Origin of the sequence: Acinetobacter sp. YH12100, assembly GCF_013419135.1 — a bacterium.
In the GTDB taxonomy this organism is placed as follows: Bacteria; Pseudomonadota; Gammaproteobacteria; order Pseudomonadales; family Moraxellaceae; genus Acinetobacter; species Acinetobacter pseudolwoffii.
In genome coordinates this window covers 1-4802 of record NZ_VPAQ01000040.1, presented here as the reverse complement: position 1 = coordinate 4802, position 4802 = coordinate 1, and the positions used below count along the sequence as shown (strand labels likewise).

Sequence of the window (4802 nt, the reverse complement as noted above, 5' to 3'; positions counted from 1 at the left end):
GAATTAAGTACAGGAAAAAGATTACAGCCTTATTTTGATCAAGCTGACCGCCCACTTGTAGAAAACTGGAAACAAGTCATCAATTTTGAGCATGGTTTAACAGACCCTCATGCACCAGAGAAAGCTCAAGCAATTAAAACTTTGAATAGCCAAAACCTACCTTCAAGCGTCAAAGAAATTAAAGAGCAAATCGGGACAGCAATTGCTGAACAAATTAGTAATGGCAATATCCAAAATAGGCAAGATGTAGTTGAAACTCTGAAGGGTGCAGGCTTTGAGATTGCTAGAGAAACAGATAGATCAATCAGTATTAAGAATCCTGACGGCAAGCGGAATATTCGTTTAGAAGGCGTAATTTATGAAAATCGACAATTTGATAAGCAATTTGCAGAAGAACACAGCCGAGCAGGACAGGATTATCAAAGAACAAGCCGAGAGCGTTACGAAACAGCACTTGGAAAGTTACAACGCCTTACTGAGAGCAAGCAGCAAGGAAACAGAGAAAATTTTAAGGTCAAACCTTCAAACCATCCAAGATCATCAGCCGAAAATCAGAAACGCTTTGCGTTTGAATATTCTCACGGGAGCAATATTGGGCGTGTTGATTACAGTGTTTCTGATCTTTCTTGGCGTAAATTGGTGGTTAGCGAAGCAAATTCAGAACAAGCAGCAGGAATTAGCCGAAATCAATCTGAAAGTAGAGCAGACACCGCTAGAGAAACAGATTTTGCGGAGGGTGAGACTACAAGAGAGCGAAGACAAGAAAACTTTATACATCATGGCGAAGAACAGCAAAAAAGCGGACGCTTACGAGACCACATCCAGTCAAATGGTACTGAAATTGGAAAAATAGAATCTAACTTTAAAACTCCTTTTGAAAATCCATTTAACCAGTCAAATGATGGAAAGGAGCTTTTGAAGGATAGCGGAAGTTTATTTGAAAACTTAGCCACCTCAAAAGAAGCAAAGCAGGACGTAAAACAGCGTAATCCTAATCAAGCGGAACAAGACAATGCCAAACGACTTTATGAATCGCTACAAAGACTTATTGAACGTGTTAGAGAAGCAATTGAAAGAGCTAAACGCTATAAATCAAAGTCAGAGCGAACAGATCGAAACCTTGAACATTCAGAATCAAGTATTGAGAAGTCAGAACGAGGAATTAGCCAGTCAAAATCAGCAATTAAACAATCTGAACAGCAAATTAAGAGAAGTGAACAGCAAATTAGCCAGCAAATGAAAGAGAAACAGATTGAAAGGAGCGTAAGTAGAGGATTTGGGCGTTAAATTTAATAAATCATGCTAGATTTCTTGCATAAAAAGTCTAAAATAGACAAAACGCCTACTTTTATGAGGTTTGAACATGCAAGTTATTACAGCGAAAGATGCAAAATCACGCTTTGGTGAGTTATTAGATACGATGCAGCGAGAGCCTGTATTAGTCACAAAGAATAAGCGCCCTGTTGGTGTTTTCTTGTCATTAAAAGACGTGAAAGGCACCCACTTAGAAAGCCTTTTTGATGTCCAAGATGATGATTATGAAGATTGGGAAAAAGAGAAAATCACAGAAGCGTTAAATGCTTTGAAAGCGCATCCATCTGAAACGAAAGAAATGAAGTCAGTACATGCGACTGCAATGCAAAAGGCACGAGACTTGGTAGCGAGCCGTAAAAGATGACCTATGAAGTTTCTTACTTGCCACAAGCAGAACAGGATTTAATTGAAATTTTGGCGTATGGCATAGAGACATGGGGCGAAAAACTAGCAGAAGGGATGTATTTAAAAATTACTGAACAGCTAGAAACCCTGTATTTCTCACCAAATCGAACCAAAAAGAAGGGAAGTTTAGGAACAAGAGAAATGCTTATTTCTGATAGTCCTTATCGGGCAATTATTCAGATTGATGAGGAAGCCAAGCGAGTTTTTATTTTAAGAATCTTGCATACTTCGAGAAATATTTAATTAGATTATATGCCGTATATTGGCAAAAAAAACGGCTATAAAATTAAGAAAATCAATAACTTTTAAAACTATTAAAGTTGTGTTAGATTTTCTTTCAGGCGAAAAAAAAGCAGGTCGGCAAACCTACTTTTTTCTCATTGTTTAACAAATACTTAAAGCATCAGTAAACGCAAATTCGATACTTGTATTTTACTGATGTTTTGAGCATTTGCAACATAAAGGACGTTGCAAAAGGTGAATAACGCTCAATTAAGCGATTTTTTTGAAAATCTTGCTCATAAACCATACTGTGCAGATGATTTATTGTATGGCTTACAAATAAGACCGAAAAAAACGGCAATCAACATGCAATACATACAGGGTAATCAGCCTTGTATGCTTCATTACTTCTTTTTTGATATAGATCGTTCAGATGCTGTCATGGCATGGCATGATGAAAATTTACCAATGCCCTATTGGACAGCGCAGACCTTAAAAAATGGTCATGCTCATATTTGCTATAAATTAGAAATTCCACTGTGTACCAGTGAATTAGCCAGTCAAAAAGCTATTAGCTATGCAGCTAAGATACAAGCTGGACTTGCCAATAAACTTGGAGCAGACGTTGGCTACAGTCATCTCATTACGAAGAATCCATTTCATAAAGATTGGCGTGTCACTTTTTGGAGTGAACAAGCCTATACGCTCGATTATTTAGCCGATTTTGTAGAATTACCTAAGAAATTAAGCAAAAAACAGGAAGTTTCAGGACTTGGACGAAACTGCACACTGTTCGATACCGTGCGTAAATGGGCATATAAAGCGATTAGAGCGCATAGAGGTGGAATCTATAACACTTGGCTAGAAGAAGTCACTAAGCAGTGTTTAAGCGTAAATGAAGCGTTTTTAGAGGCATTACCCTATTCAGAAATCAAAGCTACTGCAAAAAGTATTGCTGAATACTGTTGGAAGAAAGATGCTTATTGCTACCAAGAGTTTATAGATCGTCAAAGCCGTAAAGGTGCATTGGGGGGCAAAAAGTCTAAATCAGGTGGCAGACCATCTTTAGGTGAACCTTGGAAAGAACTAGGTATTAGTAGAGCAACTTACTTTAGAAGAAAAAAAGAGAGCTTATAAGCTCTCTTTTTTTTGAGACTAAACAAGCCTAAATCAGATATCAGCCTGTTTAGTCCTTTTTACCAATTATTTGATGAGGATGTTGATGTGATCTTTTGTTCATACTGGTTAATTATTTCTTTTAATTTAACTGCAATTCTTTGTTGATGTTCAACTATTGTAATAGGCCCCTCTTGTCCGATGTTATTTACTGCGCCTTTAACATAGGTTAATGATGTTCTAGTTACGTCTGATACGGCTATTCTTGCTTTATTGTCTTTAGAGTCAATTCTAATTGTAAAGTTAATATTATCATTACCAAATGCTCCACAATCTATAAGTCCTACACATGGATATTTCATATTTCCCTTACCAATAATAGATCCAGTTCCTTCGTCTTGATATTGGATAACATTATTTGCAGACTTAAATGATTCAGCAATCCACATTTTAGATTCATTAAAAATTTGATTCTGCTTTTTACCGTTTACTTCAATTACTTTAGAAATATTTTCCATTGGTTGACTCGTTACAGTCATTGGCGTCATACAGCCTTGTATTGATATTACAGACAAACCGATTAATGCACTCAATATAATCTTTTTCATAAACTGGATCTTACCTAAAGTTATTTTAAAATATGAATTAGACACTATTAATAAAGTTGATCATAGGTTTATTTATCAAACAGTTATACAGAAATTCCATAGACAATTTTATTTGTTAACCAAAAATCCTTGTAAATACACTTTCAATGATTTTTATATATAATGGGCAAGGACACACAAAGGGTACTCTATACAAAAACTAAAGTTTTCGATAGAGTTACCTTTTGTGCCTTGCAAGGGAAGAATCCCTTGACCCTCTTTTCGGCTTTTTCTGTTGCGGTAAATTGCCTTAACTTGGCAATTTGTCCTCACAAAAAAAGCCGACCCTATCCCTGAAGCTGATTGAGTCATGACGAAGAAAGAAATCATCAAAAGACAAAAAGAGATCAAAGTCCGTTTGACCGAAGCTGAACATCAAGCCCTACTTGAACGAATGACTGGAGGAGAACTTGCGACTTGGATTAGAAATACTTGCCTTGATGAGAAACCTAATAAAAAAAGAAATTACAAAGCGGCAGATCCTCAGCTCTTAGCGGCATTAGGACGTATTGGAGGTAATCTCAATCAGATTGCAAGACAAGTAAATACTGTTGAATCCGATATAGAAAAAATTAGAGCTTTTGCAGAGTTGGCAATAATTCGAGAACAACTACAAGGAATCTTGGCTGACTATGATCGTTAAATTCTTGGGAAATAAAGGGGGCGGTAGTGCAGGTGCAACAATTGACTATCTACTTGGCAAAGATCGAGATAGACCAGGTGCCGTTTTACTTAGTGGAGATCCCGAATTAACTCAACGATTGGCAGATAATTTGGATTTTCAAAATCGCTATACAGTTGGGGTGCTTTCATTTGAAGAATTAGAGATTGAGGCACACCAAAAAGAAGAAATCATGCAGAGCTTTGAAGCTACATTGCTTGCAGGATTAGAAAGAGATCAATATGACATTACTTGGATAGAACATACTGATAAAGGACGTTTAGAGCTTAATTTCGTAATTCCAAATGTGGAATTAAGTACAGGAAAAAGATTACAGCCTTATTTTGATCAAGCTGACCGCCCACTTGTAGAAAACTGGAAACAAGTCATCAATTTTGAGCATGGTTTAACAGACCCTCATGCACCAGAGAAAGCTC

Annotated in this window: 7 protein-coding genes; 6 read left to right on the top strand and 1 reads right to left on the bottom strand. The window is 36.8% G+C overall.

Going from position 1 to position 4802, the window contains the following annotated elements; genetic code table 11:
• The 4 genes from FTU40_RS14880 to FTU40_RS14865 all read left to right on the top strand — a co-directional run.
• Positions 1-1287 (top strand): mobilization protein A (locus tag FTU40_RS14880; protein ID WP_180041329.1); only part of this gene is annotated, 1287 nt, incomplete at its 5' end.
• A gap of 76 nt (positions 1288-1363) precedes the next feature.
• A complete protein-coding gene (locus tag FTU40_RS14875) occupies positions 1364-1678 on the top strand; it encodes a type II toxin-antitoxin system Phd/YefM family antitoxin (protein ID WP_128202847.1) in 315 nt (104 codons plus the stop codon).
• Positions 1675-1962, top strand: a complete 288-nt coding sequence (locus tag FTU40_RS14870; protein WP_003115798.1) for a type II toxin-antitoxin system RelE/ParE family toxin — start codon at positions 1675-1677, stop codon at positions 1960-1962. The genes FTU40_RS14875 and FTU40_RS14870 overlap by 4 nt, the downstream gene beginning before the upstream one ends.
• Positions 1963-2196: 234 nt before the next feature.
• Positions 2197-3078 (top strand): replication initiation protein, encoded by an 882-nt coding sequence (locus FTU40_RS14865; RefSeq protein ID WP_180041327.1) that lies wholly within the window; start codon positions 2197-2199, stop codon positions 3076-3078.
• 59 nt (positions 3079-3137) lie between these two features.
• Here FTU40_RS14865 and FTU40_RS14860 read toward each other — a convergent pair whose 3' ends face one another.
• Positions 3138-3665, bottom strand: coding sequence for a DUF4468 domain-containing protein (locus FTU40_RS14860; RefSeq protein WP_180041325.1), 528 nt, complete (start codon positions 3663-3665; stop codon positions 3138-3140).
• A 349-nt stretch (positions 3666-4014) separates the two neighbouring features.
• Here FTU40_RS14860 and mobC point away from each other — a divergent pair, with 349 nt between their 5' ends.
• Together mobC and FTU40_RS14850 are read left to right on the top strand one after the other, a co-directional pair.
• On the top strand, positions 4015-4347 hold the full coding sequence (gene mobC / locus FTU40_RS14855) for a plasmid mobilization relaxosome protein MobC (protein WP_057050336.1): 333 nt from the start codon (positions 4015-4017) through the stop codon (positions 4345-4347).
• On the top strand, positions 4337-4802 hold a 466-nt coding region (locus FTU40_RS14850), incomplete at its 3' end, for a relaxase/mobilization nuclease domain-containing protein (RefSeq protein WP_180041323.1). The genes mobC and FTU40_RS14850, both read left to right, overlap by 11 nt.